Origin of the sequence: Rivularia sp. PCC 7116, from assembly GCF_000316665.1 — a bacterium.
Lineage (GTDB): Bacteria > Cyanobacteriota > Cyanobacteriia > Cyanobacteriales > Nostocaceae > Rivularia.
On sequence record NC_019678.1, the window covers coordinates 8,395,384 to 8,412,888 of the forward strand.

The 17,505-nt window shown below is 36.8% G+C and carries 20 protein-coding genes and 2 pseudogenes; 12 read left to right on the top strand and 10 right to left on the bottom strand.

Annotated features, from left to right (window positions below; translation table 11 throughout):
- Window positions 1–10 precede the first annotated feature (10 nt).
- Window positions 11–637, top strand: coding sequence for an arsenical resistance protein ArsH (arsH, locus tag RIV7116_RS32140; protein ID WP_015122523.1), 627 nt, complete (start codon window positions 11–13; stop codon window positions 635–637).
- A gap of 315 nt (window positions 638–952) precedes the next feature.
- Window positions 953–1,348, top strand: a complete 396-nt coding sequence (gene arsC / locus RIV7116_RS32145) for an arsenate reductase, glutathione/glutaredoxin type (RefSeq protein WP_015122524.1) — start codon at window positions 953–955, stop codon at window positions 1,346–1,348.
- A gap of 52 nt (window positions 1,349–1,400) precedes the next feature.
- Here the strand turns inward: arsC and RIV7116_RS32150 are convergent, their stop codons facing one another.
- Together RIV7116_RS32150 and RIV7116_RS32155 are read right to left on the bottom strand one after the other, a co-directional pair.
- The gene (locus RIV7116_RS32150; RefSeq protein ID WP_015122525.1) at window positions 1,401–2,423 is read right to left on the bottom strand and encodes a sodium:calcium antiporter; all 1,023 of its coding nucleotides are present in this window, start codon (window positions 2,421–2,423) and stop codon (window positions 1,401–1,403) included.
- 174 nt (window positions 2,424–2,597) lie between these two features.
- Window positions 2,598–3,017: a hypothetical protein gene (locus RIV7116_RS32155; protein ID WP_015122526.1), complete on the bottom strand. Its 420-nt coding sequence runs from the start codon at window positions 3,015–3,017 to the stop codon at window positions 2,598–2,600.
- A 142-nt stretch (window positions 3,018–3,159) separates the two neighbouring features.
- Here RIV7116_RS32155 and RIV7116_RS32160 point away from each other — a divergent pair, with 142 nt between their 5' ends.
- The gene (locus RIV7116_RS32160) at window positions 3,160–3,843 is read left to right on the top strand and encodes a Uma2 family endonuclease (RefSeq protein WP_015122527.1); all 684 of its coding nucleotides are present in this window, start codon (window positions 3,160–3,162) and stop codon (window positions 3,841–3,843) included.
- Between the two features lie 38 nt (window positions 3,844–3,881).
- Here RIV7116_RS32160 and RIV7116_RS36225 read toward each other — a convergent pair whose 3' ends face one another.
- Window positions 3,882–3,992, bottom strand: coding sequence for a preprotein translocase subunit Sec61beta (locus RIV7116_RS36225; protein ID WP_015122528.1), 111 nt, complete (start codon window positions 3,990–3,992; stop codon window positions 3,882–3,884).
- A gap of 82 nt (window positions 3,993–4,074) precedes the next feature.
- Between RIV7116_RS36225 and RIV7116_RS32165 the strand changes: the two genes are divergently transcribed.
- Together RIV7116_RS32165 and RIV7116_RS32175 are read left to right on the top strand one after the other, a co-directional pair.
- The gene (locus RIV7116_RS32165; protein WP_015122529.1) at window positions 4,075–4,428 is read left to right on the top strand and encodes a Spx/MgsR family RNA polymerase-binding regulatory protein; all 354 of its coding nucleotides are present in this window, start codon (window positions 4,075–4,077) and stop codon (window positions 4,426–4,428) included.
- Window positions 4,429–5,099: 671 nt separating this feature from the next.
- Entirely contained in the window at window positions 5,100–5,438 is a 339-nt protein-coding gene (locus RIV7116_RS32175) for a DUF433 domain-containing protein (protein WP_015122530.1), read from the top strand.
- Here RIV7116_RS32175 and RIV7116_RS32180 read toward each other — a convergent pair.
- From RIV7116_RS32180 to RIV7116_RS32195, 4 genes are all read right to left on the bottom strand, one after another.
- Window positions 5,435–5,815 (bottom strand): hypothetical protein, encoded by a 381-nt coding sequence (locus RIV7116_RS32180; protein WP_015122531.1) that lies wholly within the window; start codon window positions 5,813–5,815, stop codon window positions 5,435–5,437. The two genes, RIV7116_RS32175 and RIV7116_RS32180, sit on opposite strands and share 4 nt — an antisense overlap.
- Before the next feature lie 18 nt (window positions 5,816–5,833).
- Window positions 5,834–6,073, bottom strand: a complete 240-nt coding sequence (locus tag RIV7116_RS32185; RefSeq protein WP_015122532.1) for an effector-associated domain EAD1-containing protein — start codon at window positions 6,071–6,073, stop codon at window positions 5,834–5,836.
- Between the two features lie 63 nt (window positions 6,074–6,136).
- Entirely contained in the window at window positions 6,137–6,502 is a 366-nt protein-coding gene (locus RIV7116_RS36710; RefSeq protein WP_015122533.1) for a hypothetical protein, read from the bottom strand.
- Window positions 6,503–6,928: 426 nt separating this feature from the next.
- Window positions 6,929–7,786: an FAD-binding domain-containing protein gene (locus tag RIV7116_RS32195; protein WP_044292594.1), complete on the bottom strand. Its 858-nt coding sequence runs from the start codon at window positions 7,784–7,786 to the stop codon at window positions 6,929–6,931.
- Window positions 7,787–8,079: 293 nt separating this feature from the next.
- On the opposite strand from RIV7116_RS32195, the gene RIV7116_RS32200 reads away from it, so the two are divergent.
- Both RIV7116_RS32200 and RIV7116_RS34375 read left to right on the top strand, forming a co-directional pair.
- Window positions 8,080–8,757 carry a murein L,D-transpeptidase family protein gene (locus tag RIV7116_RS32200; RefSeq protein ID WP_015122535.1) on the top strand — a complete coding sequence of 226 codons (678 nt, stop codon included), beginning with the start codon at window positions 8,080–8,082 and terminating at the stop codon, window positions 8,755–8,757.
- A gap of 86 nt (window positions 8,758–8,843) precedes the next feature.
- Window positions 8,844–10,466 carry a protein kinase gene (locus tag RIV7116_RS34375; RefSeq protein WP_015122536.1) on the top strand — a complete coding sequence of 541 codons (1,623 nt, stop codon included), beginning with the start codon at window positions 8,844–8,846 and terminating at the stop codon, window positions 10,464–10,466.
- Between the two features lie 13 nt (window positions 10,467–10,479).
- Here the strand turns inward: RIV7116_RS34375 and RIV7116_RS32210 are convergent, their stop codons facing one another.
- Window positions 10,480–11,520: an Ldh family oxidoreductase gene (locus RIV7116_RS32210; RefSeq protein WP_015122537.1), complete on the bottom strand. Its 1,041-nt coding sequence runs from the start codon at window positions 11,518–11,520 to the stop codon at window positions 10,480–10,482.
- Between the two features lie 67 nt (window positions 11,521–11,587).
- On the opposite strand from RIV7116_RS32210, the gene RIV7116_RS32215 reads away from it, so the two are divergent.
- Window positions 11,588–11,791 carry a hypothetical protein gene (locus RIV7116_RS32215; protein ID WP_015122538.1) on the top strand — a complete coding sequence of 68 codons (204 nt, stop codon included), beginning with the start codon at window positions 11,588–11,590 and terminating at the stop codon, window positions 11,789–11,791.
- Between the two features lie 130 nt (window positions 11,792–11,921).
- On the opposite strand, the gene RIV7116_RS32220 is transcribed toward RIV7116_RS32215, so the two are convergent.
- Window positions 11,922–12,704: a VanW family protein gene (locus tag RIV7116_RS32220; protein ID WP_015122539.1), complete on the bottom strand. Its 783-nt coding sequence runs from the start codon at window positions 12,702–12,704 to the stop codon at window positions 11,922–11,924.
- 224 nt (window positions 12,705–12,928) lie between these two features.
- Between RIV7116_RS32220 and RIV7116_RS32225 the strand changes: the two genes are divergently transcribed.
- Entirely contained in the window at window positions 12,929–14,077 is a 1,149-nt protein-coding gene (locus RIV7116_RS32225) for a KamA family radical SAM protein (RefSeq protein ID WP_015122540.1), read from the top strand.
- A 167-nt stretch (window positions 14,078–14,244) separates the two neighbouring features.
- Here the strand turns inward: RIV7116_RS32225 and RIV7116_RS32230 are convergent, their stop codons facing one another.
- Window positions 14,245–15,195, bottom strand: a complete 951-nt coding sequence (locus RIV7116_RS32230; RefSeq protein ID WP_015122541.1) for a Rieske 2Fe-2S domain-containing protein — start codon at window positions 15,193–15,195, stop codon at window positions 14,245–14,247.
- 173 nt (window positions 15,196–15,368) lie between these two features.
- Between RIV7116_RS32230 and RIV7116_RS37290 the strand changes: the two are divergent.
- From RIV7116_RS37290 to RIV7116_RS34380, 3 genes and pseudogenes are all read left to right on the top strand, one after another.
- Window positions 15,369–15,947: pseudogene (locus tag RIV7116_RS37290) on the top strand (TetR/AcrR family transcriptional regulator); the annotation flags it as partial.
- 120 nt (window positions 15,948–16,067) lie between these two features.
- Window positions 16,068–16,307 (top strand): annotated as a pseudogene (locus RIV7116_RS37295) (IS1 family transposase); the annotation flags it as partial.
- Between the two features lie 298 nt (window positions 16,308–16,605).
- Entirely contained in the window at window positions 16,606–17,127 is a 522-nt protein-coding gene (locus RIV7116_RS34380; RefSeq protein WP_015122543.1) for an SMI1/KNR4 family protein, read from the top strand.
- The last annotated feature ends 378 nt before the right edge of the window (window positions 17,128–17,505 follow it).

The window sequence follows — 17,505 nt, forward strand, 5'->3', positions numbered from 1 at the left end:
TGGGATATATATGACAGAATTTGACCACAAACCGAAAATACTGTTTTTGTACGGCTCATTGCGAGAGCGTTCTTATAGTCGTTTGTTAGCAGAAGAAGCAGCGCGGATTATTGAAGGATTCGGGGCAGAAGTCAAGTTTTTTGACCCGCGTGAATTGCCGATTCGGGGCAGCGTTGCCGAAACACATCCTAAAGTCGAGGAATTGAGAGAATTAAGTTTATGGTCAGAAGGTCAAGTTTGGTCATCCCCAGAAATGCACGGTAATATAACCGGTATTTTGAAAAATCAAATAGACTGGATTCCTTTGAATATAGGATCGATTAGACCAACTCAGGGAAGAACTTTGGCGGTAATGCAGGTAAGCGGTGGTTCCCAGTCGTTTAATGCCGTTAATTCTATGAGGCTTTTAGGGCGCTGGATGCGAATGTTTACAATTCCCAATCAATCTTCTGTTGCTAAAGCCTACCAAGAATTTCATGAAGATGGAACTATGAAGGATTCACCTTATCGCGATCGCGTAGTTGATGTGATGGAAGAACTTTATAAATTTACTTTACTATTACGCGATAAGGTTGATTATCTAACCGACCGTTATAGCGAAAGAAAGCAGAAAGAAACAGCAGAAGCTAATAATTAGTTTTTAGTTTAATAGTTCAGTTTATAAAAATTAAAAGTAAACTCTCTTGAGTATTTATTTAAAATATTCATGAAAATATTGTTTTCAAATAATATTAGAAAAAATTAGTTTAGCTTGCCAGCATTGTTACAGCTTTAAGTTTGTAGTGATTTAGCCAAGCCAGGAATAAGATAAAAACTCTGATTAAAATATTCTACAACAACAAAATTTACGAAAGTTTGTACACATTTATGAATTGTAGTTTTTTCCTTTTCCTTTTGCCTTGCAATATGTCATTTTATTCTTAAATACTCATAATCAACCAGGTAAATATCAATGAAAAAAGTCATGTTTGTCTGTAAGAAGAATTCTCGCCGTTCGCAAATGGCAGAAGCATTTGCTCGTAAATTAGGAGAAGGAAAAATTGCCGTTACCAGTTCGGGTTTAGAAGCTAGTTTTGTAGACCCCAAAACTGTAGAAATTATGTCTGAAATTGGGATGGATATCAGCAATCAGCAATCAAAAGCTTTGAGTGAATTTAATCCCGAAGATTACGATGCTGTAATATCTTTATGCGGTTGCGGTGTTAATTTACCACCCGAATGGGTAACAAGAGAAGTGTTTGAAGATTGGCAATTAGATGACCCAGAAGGAGGAGAAATCGAGACATATAGACGCATTCGCGAACAAGTAAAAGAAAGAGTGATTAAATTAATTCAAGATTTGAGTTAATTAATAGTTCCCTCTTAGCAGTTTCCAGTGATTAGAAGATAATTGGAAACTGCTAAATTGGTGAAATTAATATTCCAATTCCACCGAGATAGAGAATTAGAATTAAAACACTTTCAAAGCCAATATTTGCAAAACCGTATTTCTCGCGTTGAAGAAGTCCTAACAATAAAATACCCGTCATCAAAATTGTTAAGGAAATAACGAAAATTTGATTATTAGAAATAACTGCATAAATTGAACCACTACGAAAAGCAATATCAGAAAATGCTAATAATAGTAAATCGAAGCAGTTACCGCCAATAATACCGCCTACAGCTAATGTTAATGCTCCTTGTCGTACAGCAGCTACAGTAACTACCAGTTCCGGTAAAGACGTTGATATTGCTGTAAATAAACCACCAATTAAAGATTCTGATAATCCTGTTTGAACTGCTATAAAAACACCTGTTTGAGCAATTAAATAGCCAGCCAAAGCTAAAATTACGGCATAAGCTAAAAACTCCAGCCAAAGTTTTGTCAAATTGAAATTCGCATTTTTTTCCGATGGCTCATCTAATTGAGTTTTTTCCGTAAATCTAGGTTTCCACATCGGTTTTTTTTCTGCTTGAGAAACCAAACGCAAACCAAATATATAAGCCCCGATAATAGCAATAGTTGCTGGATGAATTCCTGCAAAACTAATTTGTGAACTAGAAGTCGCAAGTAAGGGAATAGTCAACAAAGACATCAACAAAGTTCCCTGTATCAAATTAGCAATTGAAGCAGCAGCATGTTCTAGATTTGCTTTACGATAAAACATATCTGCGACTGCTAAAAATGCAGTTTGTGCGGCGATACCTCCAACTGCATTGCTAACAGCTAATTCCGCATGACCTCCAAAAGCAGCAGTGACAGAAGTTACAATCCCTGCCAAAGAAGTGCTACCACCCAAGAAAACAGCACCAACAACAGCTTCTCCCCAACCCGTAGCGTCAGCTAGTCGATCTGCAACCTGACACATCTTGGTACCAACCAAGCCAATAACAATTGCAGCGATGATAAATAAAGCAATACCAGTTGGTAAAGATTGAATCACTATCTATTCCCCAGCAAACAAGTTTTAATTAAAGTTTTGTCTACCAAGGTTAACAAAATAAGTTAATCAATGTATCCCCTTATTGAATCCTACTTTAGACAGTTGTAATTAAATATAATAAGTAGTAGGTAATTGGTAATAATTGTTCACTGTTCACTGTTCACTGCTCGCTGCTCACTGTTCAAACACATATTTTTGAGCGACTTTCCAATAACGAGAAAACCTTTTTAGGTCGATAAAACCATCGTATTCAAAGAATGGATCTACTTCAAATATTTCTAATTTTTTTGAACTTTCAATTTCGTCGCAAATTTTATCAAAACGCGGACTTGGGCTATCTGCGGTGACAACTGTATTTGCATTATGTTCTTTCGCAAAAGATAAAACTTCCTTGGCGACATCTCCCCTACGAATTACCACGGGTAACTCTAATAAACATTCGTAAATAAAGGTGATGCGTTTAAGACTGATTTGCCATTCTGCAAGTAAAGCATCATCCCAAACCCAGATAGCAGGAGTATTCGGATATTCATCAAGCGCGGGGTTTTTGGGACTTAGACAGTCGCCGTGTACCCAGATAATTTGGTTAGGCATAAATAAAATTAATTTTAGATTTTGCGGAAAGTTTGAGGTGTAGATTCTCTTCCTTCAAAACTTTCCAAGACAGATTTTGGATTTTAGATTGTGAATAAGTTAAAAGTCAATATTAGGATAGAGATAAACCAGATAATTGATTATGACAGCTACATCCACTATTGCTAACGTACCACCTCTTGAAAATGGCGATCGCCTCACAAGATATGAGTTTGAACGTCGCTACCAAGCCATGATACAGATTAAGAAAGCAGAATTAATCGAAGGAGTTGTGTACGTGGCTTCACCTGTACGTGCGACAAAGCATGGTAGACCTCATGCGAAAATTATGACTTGGTTGGGAACATATAGCGCAGCAAGTCCAGGAGTAGATATACAAGATAATGCTACTGTACGTTTAGATTCTGATAACGAACCGCAACCAGATGCTTTATTGAGAATAGAGCCGGAAGTAGGTGGTAATTCTCGCATCAGTGAAGATGATTATATCGAAGGTTCGCCAGAATTAATTGCAGAAATTGCAGCTAGTAGTGCTTCTTACGACCTAAATGATAAACTCAATGCTTACCGTCGTAATGGGGTTAAGGAATATATTATTTGGCAAATGTATGAAAATCGTTTGGACTGGTTTATTTTAAATGAAGGTCGCTACATTCCTTTAGAAGCTGATAAATCAGGTATTATCCGCAGCGAAGTTTTTCCTGGTTTATGGTTAGCTGTCGATGCTTTACGAGAAGGTAATTTGGCTAAGGTTCTAACAGTTTTACAGCAAGGATTACAGACAGATGAACACCATAATTTTGCTCAAAGCTTACAGCAAAGCTAATTGAAATCAAATTAATAAATATTTTTTATAATTTTCTACTAACCAACAAAACCTGTAATCAGTAACGGAAGTGCGATTAAGGCGAATATAATAAACACAATAGTTCCGGGATCTATTTTGATAGTATTTTTATCTTCTTGTTGGCTCATGTCACAAATTAGGAGAAAATAAATTATATAAATTCAGCTTACCTTCATAGCTGTTTATTTCTCAATCCCCCTACAGGTAGTAATGTCAATCCAAGTTTACGGTATTCCTAACTGCGGTACTTGCAAAAAAGCTTTTACATGGCTGGAAAATAACAACATAGAGTATGAATTTGTTAATACCAAAGAAAATCCACCTAATAAGGAAATAATTGCAAGCTGGGTGCAGAATTTGGGTTCAAAACCGATGCGAAATACTTCAGGACAATCTTATCGAGCCTTGGGTGAGGAGAGAAACACTTGGAGTGATGAGCAATGGATAGAAGCTTTTTCTCAAGATGCTATGTTGCTCAAGCGTCCGTTATTTGTCAAAGATGGTAATGCTGTATTGGTAGGTTTTAGAGCAAAGGAAGAAGTAATTAAGGAAAAATTGCAATAGTACCCTCAGGCTATAAGTCTGGGGCTATACAAACAAAGCCCATCTGCATGGGCTAATAATTGAATTGTGAAATAGTTTTTAGTTCCTCATTATGATTTTTGTTCAAGTACCCTCAGACTATAAGTCTGGGGCTATACAAACAAAGCCCATCTGCATGGGCTAATAATTGAATTGTGAAATAGTTTTTAGTTCCTCTTCTTCTTCCTTGAAAACGTGATATAAATCCCAATTTTGTTGGAGGTTTAACCAAAAATTAGAGCTATTACCAAATAATTTTGATAACCTGATTGCTGTGCTGGATGTAATACCTTGCTTTTGATTTCAAGCTCATTTATAAGCTGATAGGGTACGTGAAGTGCATCTGCAAGTTGTCGTTGAGTTATCCCCATTGGTTAGAGAAAATCTTTTAGTGGCAAAGTACCTCGATGAGTTGGAAGTCTATATTTTGGGATTTTCATCTTTTGTAGGGTGCTGTGACGGTTACGATAATTTATCACTTATCACAAAATCATTTGAAATTACCGTCACGCACCATAAACCTCCCAATTGAAGGTAATAATAAGGCAATGAGGGTACGCCACCAACGACTATATTGTGACAATTGCCTAAGTCTTGTTCATAAATACAGCAGATTGCATAAAATTTAAGGTAAAAAGAAGGAAATTTAAGATATGCAACTAGAAGATTACTTCAACTTTCTCGCACCTGATGACATTCGTCTCAAAGGTTCGCGGATAGGGATTGAAACTATTCTTTATGAATATATTTACCGTTCTCGAACTCCAGAAGAAATTGCTCAAACTTACACCTCTTTGAGTTTGGAACAAGTATATGCAACGATTCTTTATTACTTGCAAAACAAAGAAACTGTCAGTAAATATATCGCTGATTGGTTGGAGTGGGGACATCAACAACGTAAAGCACAAGCTTTAAATCCACCTCCGGGTATTGTTCGTTTGCGGAAAATTAAGCAAGAAAAAGCAGCGATGGAACAGGGCAAAGGTGCTTAAATATTTGATGGATGAGATCGGGAGAGGTCATCTTTTGGTACTTCACAATTAATTGTGGTTGGATCAAAGTATTTTCTTTCGCCAGTATAGTCATTTTTTAGTTCAACAGTTTCTAGCATTACATGACCATCTTCAATATCTTTTATTTTGGCTTGAATTTCTTCAAGTGAGAGGTAAACAGACATCTCCACATACATATCCGGAAAATCATTGTCCTTGATTTTGGTTATTTGTTTAATATGTGGGCTAAGTGTTTTAATTAATTCATTTACATCATGTTCACACTCTGCCCTAAATTTACAATGATATACATACTTGACTTTTGATGAGTAAACATTTATCTCTGATGTGGGATGTTTATCAAATTTACCTTGCATCTCTTCTTCAAAACTTCGCTACTCTAAATTTCCAGAATTCGATTCACGCGCAGCAGTCAGCAATTTTTCTACTTTCCCTTCAGCTTCAGCCCATTTAATTAACTTAAATACGATATCCGAATGATTTTCTCCCATCGCGATCGCATTCAGATTTTTATCTAACTTGAAGTCAACCATCTGTCTCAGGTTTGAAATGTAAGGAAATGCGCTTAAAAGTGATTTATGGAAAAGCTCACGCTGTTCGCCATTCAACTGCATGATTTTTTACTGTCATTTAGAGGATATTTAATAAATTTACTTATTTTTTCTATTTATGCAATCCTAAAGTTTATCTTTCTGAAAACGGCGATGTTGTTCAAGTATTGCAGAAAACTCTTCGGAATCTACCTCTCCATAAACTTGCTCTTGAGGTTGAGCCTCAATTCGTTCCATCAATGCTTGAAATGCTACTTTATCATCTCGATGCTCTAAAACGTATTTTTTTAGTTCTCCCATTGTCATAGTTTGAAAATTAAGCTTCATCAACAAACCTCCAATTTCCATTAGGTCATAATCTCGCACTATTTTCAACACCACCGGAGGTTGCAAACCCCCGTCTAATAGCAAAAGTCGTCTAAAGACGACTATATTATGTGCTTTTGAGTTTGTAGATTCGGTTAGACACAAAAAACAAATTTGAGGGAGCATCCCAATTTTGAATAAATACTTTATCCGACACCCGCTTATGGGTGCGGCTACAAAAACAAAGCCCACCTGCGTGGATTATGAGAGTTTTCAAGCCCACGCAGGTGGTGAGTCTAGTTGGGGGTGTCGGTTTCCGTCCCCCAAACTAGCGAACCCGAAGGGGCTTCGTAGTATTAGCCCCAGGCTTATAGCCTGCGGGCTTTTTGCAAAATTGGGATGCTCCCAAATTTGATTTGTAACGATAATCTATATTAATTAATTAGAGTAACCCAACATCAGCATTGTGGATAAATATTATTATTATTCAAATACAGAATTTTCAGAAGCACCGTAAGCGTAATGTTGGGTTACGGCGCAATTTAAATTAATCGTAAAAAAATCACATCTTCGTGCGCCTAACCCAACCTACATCATATTACCTTTAACCTTTCACCTTTTCCCCCTCCTCTTCCCTTTCTGAAAACTTTGACTATTGGGCTTATTACTAAACTCTTTTTTAGGAAACAATTTCTCTTCTAATTGTTCGTAACTACCTTCAAAATCACAATTCCCATATAAAGGACATCGCTTGCAATAAACTCCGTCGGTATAGCGTTCTAAATTTTGACGATTGAAGAAATAAGGTTTATGGCTAAAAGTACTCGCTACCCATTGCCATGACATATTATTAGAAGCTGGATCGCCGTCTAATAAATGCTCTAAAAACCATTTTGCTCCTGCTTGCCAGCGAATTTTTCGCCAATGCACGATATAAGCTGCCATCCACATGCGGATGTGATTATGTAAGTAACCAGTTTCGCGCAATTCTTGAGCAAAGTTATCAATACAAACTAATCCCGTTGTACCTTCTCTTATTTCTTCGGGTAATTCTGGTGCATATTCAGCTAGGCTATAACCCGTTTTATATTCCTCTCTATCTTCCCAAATTCCATCGCCGTATTTTACATATAATCTTTGCCAGTAATCGCGCCAACCTAATTCGTTAACTAGTTTTGCTGCATCGTCATCATTGCTAACTTTATTTAAAGCAAATTCTTTTACTTCTTTCAAACTAAGAACACCGTAGCGGAGATAAGCGGAAAGTCTAGTAACTTCTCCTGTTAAAAAATTACGTGTTTTTGCGTATCTTTTCGGGTCTACTTTTTGTAATGCTTTTTCAGCAGCTTTACGTCCACCTACAGTTTCGCTGATATGTTCGTCTCGCTTGGTTGCTTCGGGAAATTCTTGTTTAAGGTAAGCTATCAATTCTTCGCGGTTGCTGAATTCGCGACGCATTTCGTTAGTCATAAAATTTGGGGATTGGGAATTGGGCATGAAACCCCTCTCCTTGACAAGACTACCGTGTAGACATAAGTCTTTTAAATTTGTTTCACAGCGTTTAGATCCCCCCTAGCCCCCCTTAATAAGGGGGGAACCGGAGTTCAAGTCCCCCCTTTTTAAGGGGGATTTAGGGGGATTCTCACGATATGTGTGTACACCGTAGCCTTAATAAGCAGAGGGGAAGGGGTGAGGTTCTTTCACTGAGAGTGTTAAAGTTAATTCACAAAAAATAAAATGTAACTATTTTTACTAAAAGCTCAATGAATTTAAAATATAAAAATCAAATTAAAATAATTTTGCTTTTAATATTTAGCACATCTGCACTATATTTTCTACTAGCTCGCTTGGGATTTATTTTCCCTCTTACGGATGTTGCGGAAGTTTTATGTCTTAATGGTTGTGAATCACCGCAAACTATTCATTCTGCGATTTCTGGAAATGATTTGCTCAATTACAGTCAATCAGTTGAGGAGTTAATTGGGGAAAATATTGATAAAAGCAAAACTTCGATTTTAATTGAAAAATCAAAGCATAGAATGACGCTTTACTATAATCAAAAACCGATAAAATCTTATCCTGTAGTTTTCGGTAGCAGCCCGGAAGGAGATAAGTTTAAAGAAGGTGATAGACGCACTCCGGAAGGTATTCATCGCATTCGAGATTTATATCCTCATCCTTCATGGAGTAAATTTATCTGGTTGGATTATCCCAATGCTGCATCTTGGAGGAAGCATTTTCAAGCTAAAACAGAAGGTAAAATTTCTTGGATTGATTCGATTGGTGGTGAAGTAGGTATTCACGGAGTACCATCAGGAAGTGATGAAATGGTAGATAATCGAAACAATTGGACTTGGGGTTGTCCGTCGTTAAAAAATCAAGATGTTGATGAATTATATAAAGTAGTACAAGTAGGTACATTAGTAGAAATTATTCCATAAAAGGTTAAAGGTTAAAGGTCAAAGGTTAAAGTTTTAACTATTCCTGCTCCTTTTCTCACTATGCCCCATGCCCAATCCCCAAAATAATGAGTTTTTGTATAAATCCTAATTGCCCAAAACCCAATGATAATTCTGACAATATCCTTTTTTGTTTGGGATGCGGTTCGGAATTATTGCTGCAAGGACGTTACAAGGTTGTTAAGTATTTGGGAGGTGGGGGTTTTGGTAAGACTTATGAAATCAAAGAACGCAACGCTACATCAAAAGTTCTGAAAATTCTCCATAATAATTTTCCCAAAGCAATCGAATTATTTCAACGGGAAGCAGAAGTTTTATGTCAATTAAATCATCACGGAATTCCCCAAGTTGAAGACGATGGATATTTTATTTATCATCCCCGCAACAGTCAGGAGCCTTTGCACTGTTTGGTAATGGAAAAAATCGAGGGGATGGATTTGTATGAATACATAAAACAGCGAGAATATCGTCCGATTGATGAAAGAATGGCGATGCAGTGGTTGCAAGAACTGACGATTATTCTGCAACAAGTTCACAATCAAAACTTTTTTCATCGCGATATCAAACCACCTAACGTTATGTTAAGGGCTGAAGGTGGTTTAGCACTGATTGATTTTGGTACGGCACGAGTAGTTACAGATACTTACTGGCAAGCACAGGCTCAAGGGAAGGTGACGGGAATAATTTCGGCTGGATACACCCCACCGGAGCAAATGAACGGTCAAGCGATGCAGCAATCGGATTTTTTCGCTTTAGGACGCACGTTCGTTTATTTACTTACCGCAAAAGACCCCAATCAATTTTATAATCCTCAAACGGATGAATTATTGTGGCGCGATGCAGTGTCAAATATTTCGTCGCAGTTTGCAGACTTTCTCGATTGGATGATGCAGCGATCGCCTTCTCAACGTCCGAGAAATACTGAAGAAATTTTACAGCGATTATCGCAGATAAAGCCGATTTCATCTTTACCAACCTTACAAACTTTACAAACTGCGACACCTGGCAATTTCAATCAAGCTGTAAATTCAACGGTTGCAAGTCCACCACAAACAACAGAAGCTGATACTCCATCAATTTCCAAATCAACGGTTAATGTTGGTTTTTTCTATCAATGGATATTATCAAATGTTGTTGGTATTGGCTTTGGTTTGTTTGCACGTACCATTTTTAGAGGAGCAGTAATTTCAATTTTTGGCCCTTACATTGGTTCTCGCTACGCTATGTTAGCAGCGGTTGTTACTTGGGTTCCTGTAGAAATTATGCACTATTTAGTTCTGAGGCAGCGAATTAAATTTGATTTTTGGTCTTTAATAGAAATCTTGTTTGCTTTTCTTACAGGTTTATTTTTAGGAACTTTTATCGGCAGATTATTATTAGGTTTCAACGGACAGTTAATAGGTTCGGTGATAGGAGTAATTGCAACAACATCTATCGCTAAGTGGTTGACAATACGGCGACAAATTGAAAAAACTATCTGGTGGTTTTTAGTTTCTTTAATAGGTCTTATTATCAGCGTATTTATCGGTATAGCTGTCGGTTTGATGATTTATTTTTTGTTCCGATATAGCTGGAATTTCAATGCTGCTTTCACGATTGGTTATGGTATTGGAGTTTTGACAACCACTATATTATCTAGTTTAATTACAGGCATAGCATTATTCCGATTGTTTCGACGTGCGAAGATGTAGGAATGCTACGTCTCTACATTAGGTATTCAGAAACGATATTACTTCCAAAATGTGATGCGAGGGTTTCAATTAAAGCTATAGGTACGGGGATACCATTTTGCAATCTTTCTTCGCGGGTAATTATTTCTAATTCACCGGGATAATAAATCGGTTCTTCTACTTCCAACCGTGGAGTTTCTTTGATAGAAATTACGGCTTTTTGTGCTTCTTGCTCAAATTTATTTCTATCAGTCCAAGCAGCTATATCTAATACCCAAAATAAATGTCCGGTACCATTCTCAGCATCGTGAATTGCTTTATTTTTAAACATTGCTGTTGCAGTTCCCAATAATGGCCCGCATAATAAATCTGATATAAATGCTAAACCGGAACCCTTATAAGAAGCTGGTATATTAACAGCAACTTCTTTAGGATTTAAGGTAGGTTTGCCCTCTGCTGTCAACCCCCATCCTAAAGGAATTTCTAAACCTTGATAAGCAAAATGTTTTACCTTTCCACCGCTTACCGCACCCGTTGCCATATCGATAATTACCGGACAATTTGTACCCGTAGGAATTCCCCAAGAAATTGAATTATTACCTAATTTGGCAACGCTTCCACCAAAGGGAGCTAAATCGACAACGTTGGTATCTGTAGTAGCAAATCCAACCATTCCCGCTTCGGCAGCCATGCGCGTATAATATCCAGCCACTCCGAAGTGATTACTGTTGGTAACACCGACAACCGCTATCCCAGTTTTACCGGCTGCGGCGATCGCTATTTCCATTGCAACTTTAGCAGCATATTGTCCCGGTGCTGCATCTGCATCGATGCGAATCAAACTTGGACGCTCATCAATTATGTTTATTTGCGGCTTGGGGTTAATTCTTCCGCTTTTTAAACTTTTGTCATAACCGATAATTTGCTGCAATCCGTGAGAATCTATTCCCCATAAATTCGCTTCTACTAAATGAGTAATTAATGCTGTTTGTGCTTCTGATGATAAGGAATGAGTTTTGAGTACTTGTGTAAGGAAATCATGTAAAGTAGGTGGTTGGATTAAGAGGGTTTGCATGGGATAATTATTTTATAGCAAGAGAAATATAACTACGATTTTACATGTTTAGTCAGGGTAAATAAATATGAACGAGAACCAAGAAACTTTAGTAGAAACAAATGTCCGGTACAATATTGAATTTAAAGGTAAACATATTGTCATTGAGAATTTACCAGTTCATATGAACGAGGAAAGTGAAGAATATTATGTTTCTTCTACGGTAATAGAATATTTAATAAATGTCGTTTTAGAACAATTCACGGAAGCTTCAGAAGCTGAAGAAGAATAGTTGGATAGGGAAATTAAATCAGTTAACAAACGCAACCTGTCTTTACAACTAAGAATCATTAGTCCACTCAGGTGTACTTTTGTTGTGTAAAAGATGCTGTATTTATTTGGTAATTAAGATTGTATAAATGTTAACCTGCAACCGCTGGCACATGAGGTTTATAAATATCGACAGCTTGATAATTCATTTTCTCTTCATTTCCGACAAACCGCTTAGTTTCCACTTCCCAACCTGACATTCCCCCATCAGGTAATGTTAATTCTTGTACAACGTTTGATTCAACTTTGACATCAAATGGTATTTCTTCAGTTCCCCAAATACTTGCTGTAACTTCAGCTTTTTCTGGAAACACTTGCAATCTCAACAATAAAGATATTTGATTCATATTTCTGACAATCAAATCTTTATAGCCATAAGCTACAGTCGCATCTTGTCCTAATGTAAAAAAGCGTTTTTCGCCGTGAGCGTCAATGCTGTGGTTGGAGCGTTCTATTACTTCAAAGTTTGCCCAAAGTAAAGCATTAAATAAAGTAGTGGAAATCTGACATAAACCACCACCAACATCATTAGTTAGTTTACCTCTAACTAACATTGGACCAGAACGAAAACCATTTTTAATTATAGGACGAGGAACGCGATTCCAAAACCCAAATATTTGCTGTGGCTGCAAAATTAACCCATCTATCTTATTAGCCGCTAGCTGCATATTATAGAGACGATTTTCATTTACATTCGGTAAACCGGAACGTTTTTTAATAGGAGTGGTAAAGCTACTCCATTCATATTTATAGGAAGAAATATCTAAATGACTTTGTTTGCTCGCGTAGTAAAAAGAGTAGCCATGCAAAAGATTTTTACTAGATTTTCGCAAATGCTGTAAATAAGCTTTCAGGCTGCGTAAAGAGTTATTCATAGCTGTATCAAATAAAAAATCTGATTCTAGTAATTTAAAATCATTTTTACAAATTATCTGAAATTAAACCAGGATAGAGTTTTAATTTAGTTATAATTACTTAATTTTAATAATTTTATACTACTGTAATAAGTTATATCTACCGAAAGAGATATTTTTCAAGTAAAGCCACTCAATCCTGTAACCTGAAAATGAGAGCGGTATGGTGTGAGAAGCAATAATTTATGAAAGAATTAATAACCAAGGAACTTCCACAAATTAAAAATTGGCGAGATGAGTTAATCGAAAGTTTAAAATTATCTAACTCTGCTGAAGATTGGTTGTCTCTGGATGATTCGGAAAAGCAGCGCGTTAATAATGCCAAACAACGTTTTCCTTTAATGGTTCCCGTAGGTTACGCTGACTTGGTAAACTGGCAAAATCCCGCCGATCCATTGCGTCAATTACTACTTCCATCAGACGAAGAAGAAAATGATATCGGCTCATTAGATACTAGTGGAGAAGAGTTTTCTACAGTAATTCCAGGCTTACAGCATAAATACGAGCAGACAGCGGTATTAATCGTCACTCAAGCCTGTGCTGGTCACTGTCGCTACTGTTTTCGGCGACGGTTGATGAGTAAAGATGTGATGGTAAAGGAAACTATCGAGGATTTACAAGAAGCTATAGCTTACATTAAACAGCATCCTGAAATTGATAACGTGTTGCTTTCTGGTGGAGATCCAATGGTTTGCAGTACTCGCCGTTTAGTTAACCTATTTGCAGCGTTATCTCAAATTCCTCACATTTGGCAAATTCGCATCAGCAGTAAATTACCCGCTTTTCTGCCCTCTCGCTTCACTACAGATCCAGAATTATTAGAGGTTTTACAACAGTATAATTCCCGCTTTCAGATAGTAATTCAGTGTCATTTTGACCACCCCCGCGAAATCACACCTTTAGCAGAAAAAGCATTATTTAACTTACGAAAAGCAGGTTGTTTATTAACTTCGCAAATTGCATTTATGCGCGGAGTCAATGCAGAAGTTGATACAATGACAGAATTATTTAAAAGGCTGCATCGCTTGGGTGTAATTCCTCAGTATTTATTCCATCCGCGCCCTGTAAAACACGCGACTCATTTTCAATTGCCGATTATTGAAGCTATGCAGTTAGTAGAAGCAATACGCCAGCGTTGCAACGGCTCGGTGAAACGCTTTCGCTATATCTTGACGCACTCTGATGGAAAGTTAGAATTAGTCGGTTTAATGCAAGGTTCACCCATGCAGTTAGCTGCTAGATGGCATCAGGTAAGAAGAGGTTTGGATAAGTCTGGTTTAATGCTGGTTGATATTGATAAGGATACGGTTTGGTTGGAAGAGGGTAATGGGTAAATATAATTCGTAATTCGTAATTGGTATTTAAATTGTAGGGTGTGTTACGGCACGAATTAATTTTATGAAAAGATGATTATGTTTGATAATGCCGTAACGCACCATGATGTATTAAGAAAATGATGAATTATCTCTTGGAATTAAACTCCTAAACCGCTCTGTTAAAATTACCAATTGCGATAAAGCTGCTCTGCATAATGCAAAATATCTTCATTGGGAAGTTTAATTTTAGGTTGCTGCTTGGGATATAAATTTTCGATAGCGGTTGTATCTTGCTCGACAACTGTATCTATCGCTTTAAGCATCGATTTTTTAAACAAACTTTTCATAAATGGATATTGAAATTGAGTAAATACAACTTCAAAAACTTTAGTTTTTTCCTCTGCCTCCGGATAAAGAGAAATCACCTGCACAAAATTGCCGAATGCAGCTTTACCGTATAAAACAATCGTTGAGGGAAAAATGTATTCTACGGTTGTTTTGAGAATTTTAGGAATAGTCATTAAAACTGGATTACCAAGAATTTCTTTGAAGCTGTTATTTGCTCTTGTGGATTCCTGTTGAACTTTGAGTGTATATCCCTGTTTTTCCGAAGCGGTAACTTTATTAGCAACAATTTGAAATAAGTCGCGATGAGTTCCATTTTGATGATTAAAATCGTAATTAATCAGCAGATTACTTAAAAAATCGCCTTGAATACTCTTTTCCCCTGCAATTCCTAAAAATTCGTATTCCAAAGCGATTTTTTGATGCAATTCTGGAATTTCTTGTTTAGGCTCAAATCCACCATAAGTCCATATATAATCTCCGATAACTTGCAATCCCAGAGATTCAGCTAAAGGTTGATTGTTTAACTTCCCATCCTGATATCTACCTTTACCATCAAATTGCAAAGCATGAAAAGGACAAACAATTGTATTTCTCTCTTCACAAATCCAGCCATTTGATAAAGGTGCTTGCATATGGGGACAAATATTATTCAATGCAAACACTTCCCCTTTAACGTTTTGCCAAATTACATAATCCTTGCCGTTGAGAGTTATTTTATTCGGCTTGTTTACTCCCAACATTGATTTGTGAGCAATCAACCAAGGGGTACCTGGTAAAATTGGTTTCATATTTTTACTCCAAAATTGCAAATTAATATGGGGTACCTTAAGAATTACTCCAAGTCGCTAAAAATGCGACATATAATTCATGTTTTATTGAATCTAAAATATGACAAATAATTCACGTTTGTCAATAGGTTGCAAGAAAATTAGTTAAATAAATGACAGACAAAAAGCCATCAATGCGCCGTCAACCCAAGCAAAAACGCAGTCAAGAGCGGGTAAATCGAATTTTAGATGCAGCGGCAGAAGTATTTTTAGAAGTGGGTTTTGATGTCGCGACAACTCACGATATTGCGGCTCGTGCTGATACCGCAATCGGTTCGCTTTACCAATTCTTCCCCGATAAGTTAGCGATTTTTCACGCTTTGGAATTACGTCACATCGAGCAAGGGCGTATTTTAGGAAGTCAAATGTTTGCTTCAGAAATGGCTCAACTGCCTTTAGAGGACTTTATCGCGCAAATGGTGGATAAATGCTTGAAATTCTTCGATAATCCCGCCCCTAAAGTCATGTTTATTCAATATTTTACAAATCCCACTATTTTTAAGTCTATTGACGAAAGCTTTACTCAAGAATTTGTTAAGGGACTTGCAAAGGTGCTTTCCTTACGCAATCCCAGCTTGACTGCTCAAAAGTGTCATTTAATAGCAGACGTATGCACGCAATCTGGTAATGCATTATTATTGGTTGGTTTACGCAGCGATGAAAACTACCGTCAGCAAATTATTTCTGAAATCAAGAATTTAGTTACAGCTTATTTGCATCCTCATGTTGGGGATGAAATAATGCACGAATTAAGAATGAAATTTTTTGCACATTTATTGGATGATGTTGGTGGGAGGGCGGGTAAGATGCCCACTCCACAAGAATTGGAAGTAATAAAATGTCCGCATTGCCAATCAGACAGCATTTCTAAAAATGGTCATCGTCAAAATAAACAGCGATATATTTGCAAAGAATGTGGGAAGCAGTTTTTAGAGAGTTATTCGCCAAAGGGTTATTCAGAGGAAGTTAAGCAACGATGTTTAGATTTATATCGAGGAGGTATGGGGTTTCGAGCGATTGAGAAGAAGACAGGAATTTCTCATAATACTGTGATTAATTGGGTGAAGCAGGCAGGGATATAAATTGGTTATTTATAATTTGTCTAAGGTTGTAAATTCACTAACGGTATCTAAATAGCAACAAAAATATTTATAAACTTAAAAAATATTAATAAGAGTGTATTTCTATTTGTAGAAAATTGTATCTATTTTATATATCCTTTTAAAATAATCAGGACTTACGCAATTGTCACAATGCCAGTTTGGTGCGTGACACTGAAAACATCGTTACTACGTTCACAGTTACTCAAAGTGTCACAGCACCCTACAAGAAAAATGTGCCGGTTGCGTAAGTCCTAATAATGTAATTACTATGAGCAAATATAAGCAAAAGATTGAATTACTTAAAGGCTACTGTATTATTCCTATCAAACCGAAAGTAGATTATGAAGAGTATATCAAAAACTTAGAAAATGAAACTACCTGCGAACTTCCACCAGATTACTTAGAGTTTATATTGAATTATAGTGGTTTTGCATTTAATAATGTAGTTTATAATTTTTTTAACTCATACGAAGAGAGTGATGAACAGTTACTTAGTGTCTGTTTTGGTATGTTGCCCGGTAATGGCTATGACTTAATTAGAAACTACCATACTTTTAAAGATAGAATTCCTCCTAATTTTTTACCTATTGCTTGTGATGCATTCGGTAATTTAGTATGTCTTTCTGTGCATGGAGAAGATAAAGGATGCGTTTATTTTTGGCAGCATGATGCTGAAGAAACAATCGGAGAAAAACTTTCTAAATATCCAGAAGATATACATCTTGTTTCCAAATTTTTTTACGAGTTCATTAATTCACTAGAGAAATATGAGGAAGATGACGACGAGTAGAACTTTCGTGGTTTAATTAAACTCCTTATATAATTGTGCAATCTCAAAAAACTCTGCGTACCTCAGCGCTACCTCCGCGCTCCTTTGCGTTTAAACAAATGCTAAAAATCGGAATCCTATTCGAGAGCCAATCCGACATCATGTCAAACCCTAGCGCGAGTGTTGAAACTCACTACCACTGGCGCGAAACTGAAGAAGTGGAAGCTGTTGCGACTAATTTAAAAGGTTATTAGTTATACCATTTCTTTATAAAGATGCGCCGAATATAGCCCATGTAGATGGGCTTTGTTTGAATAGCCCCAGCCTTATAGGCTGCGGGCAATTTAGCGCAACCTCATACAGAATTGGTATTAGACAATGCCGTAACGCACCATTATG

Bases quoted from the DNA above. Each gene is read 5' to 3' on its own strand.
- RIV7116_RS32230 (WP_015122541.1), bottom strand. From the start codon at position 15,195: ATGAAACCAATTTTACCAGGTACCCCTTGGTTGATTGCTCACAAATCA.
- RIV7116_RS34380 (WP_015122543.1), top strand. From the start codon at position 16,606: ATGAGCAAATATAAGCAAAAGATTGAATTACTTAAAGGCTACTGTATT.
- RIV7116_RS34375 (WP_015122536.1), top strand. From the start codon at position 8,844: ATGAGTTTTTGTATAAATCCTAATTGCCCAAAACCCAATGATAATTCT.
- RIV7116_RS32180 (WP_015122531.1), bottom strand. From the start codon at position 5,815: ATGCAAGGTAAATTTGATAAACATCCCACATCAGAGATAAATGTTTAC.
- RIV7116_RS32225 (WP_015122540.1), top strand. From the start codon at position 12,929: ATGAAAGAATTAATAACCAAGGAACTTCCACAAATTAAAAATTGGCGA.
- RIV7116_RS32155 (WP_015122526.1), bottom strand. From the start codon at position 3,017: ATGCCTAACCAAATTATCTGGGTACACGGCGACTGTCTAAGTCCCAAA.
- RIV7116_RS32210 (WP_015122537.1), bottom strand. From the start codon at position 11,520: ATGCAAACCCTCTTAATCCAACCACCTACTTTACATGATTTCCTTACA.
- RIV7116_RS32160 (WP_015122527.1), top strand. From the start codon at position 3,160: ATGACAGCTACATCCACTATTGCTAACGTACCACCTCTTGAAAATGGC.
- RIV7116_RS36710 (WP_015122533.1), bottom strand. From the start codon at position 6,502: ATGCTCCCTCAAATTTGTTTTTTGTGTCTAACCGAATCTACAAACTCA.
- RIV7116_RS36225 (WP_015122528.1), bottom strand. From the start codon at position 3,992: ATGAGCCAACAAGAAGATAAAAATACTATCAAAATAGATCCCGGAACT.
- RIV7116_RS32195 (WP_044292594.1), bottom strand. From the start codon at position 7,786: ATGACTAACGAAATGCGTCGCGAATTCAGCAACCGCGAAGAATTGATA.
- RIV7116_RS32175 (WP_015122530.1), top strand. From the start codon at position 5,100: ATGCAACTAGAAGATTACTTCAACTTTCTCGCACCTGATGACATTCGT.
- RIV7116_RS32220 (WP_015122539.1), bottom strand. From the start codon at position 12,704: ATGAATAACTCTTTACGCAGCCTGAAAGCTTATTTACAGCATTTGCGA.
- RIV7116_RS32165 (WP_015122529.1), top strand. From the start codon at position 4,075: ATGTCAATCCAAGTTTACGGTATTCCTAACTGCGGTACTTGCAAAAAA.
- RIV7116_RS32200 (WP_015122535.1), top strand. From the start codon at position 8,080: ATGAATTTAAAATATAAAAATCAAATTAAAATAATTTTGCTTTTAATA.
- arsH (WP_015122523.1), top strand. From the start codon at position 11: ATGACAGAATTTGACCACAAACCGAAAATACTGTTTTTGTACGGCTCA.
- RIV7116_RS32215 (WP_015122538.1), top strand. From the start codon at position 11,588: ATGAACGAGAACCAAGAAACTTTAGTAGAAACAAATGTCCGGTACAAT.
- arsC (WP_015122524.1), top strand. From the start codon at position 953: ATGAAAAAAGTCATGTTTGTCTGTAAGAAGAATTCTCGCCGTTCGCAA.
- RIV7116_RS32185 (WP_015122532.1), bottom strand. From the start codon at position 6,073: ATGCAGTTGAATGGCGAACAGCGTGAGCTTTTCCATAAATCACTTTTA.